Genomic DNA, 405 nt, shown 5'->3' with positions numbered 1-405 from the left:
GCTGGCGGGAAGGAGCCAGGCGCAATTGCTCCCGGCTCCAGCCCAGCGCCGCGCCCAGGTGCTCCAGCTCGCGCCGGGCAATTGCCCGCGGCAGCGCAGGGGCCACGCATTCCGCATGGTGCGGCATCGCGGTGCCGCGCTGCAGCAGGTCGAATGGCTGCAGCCGTTCCGCGCCGGGGGTGATGTGCGCCTCGATGTGGCCGCCTCCCGCCGGGTAGAAGCCCAGCCGGTGCAGCGTGAGTTCCACCGGAGCGCCCAGGCTGCGCACCAACGGGGCATAGCTGCGCTCCAGGAAGTGGAACGGCGGCGCCATGGGGTTGTGCGTACCGCCGTGCAATTGCACCCGGCTGGGCGCATCGGCCGTCAGCAACGCCGGCCACACCGTCTGCAGCACCAGCGTGCAGC

General features: G+C 72.3%; 1 protein-coding gene. It reads right to left on the bottom strand.

Going from position 1 to position 405, the window contains the following annotated elements; all coding sequences use genetic code 11:
• Positions 1-405, bottom strand: a 405-nt coding sequence (locus AC066S_RS39775; protein ID WP_478272058.1) for an RNA 3'-terminal phosphate cyclase, incomplete at both ends; no start/stop codon positions are given.

It is taken from the genome of Bradyrhizobium sp. CFUWI, assembly GCF_056429085.1.
This window is presented reverse-complemented; position numbering and strand designations above follow the sequence as displayed.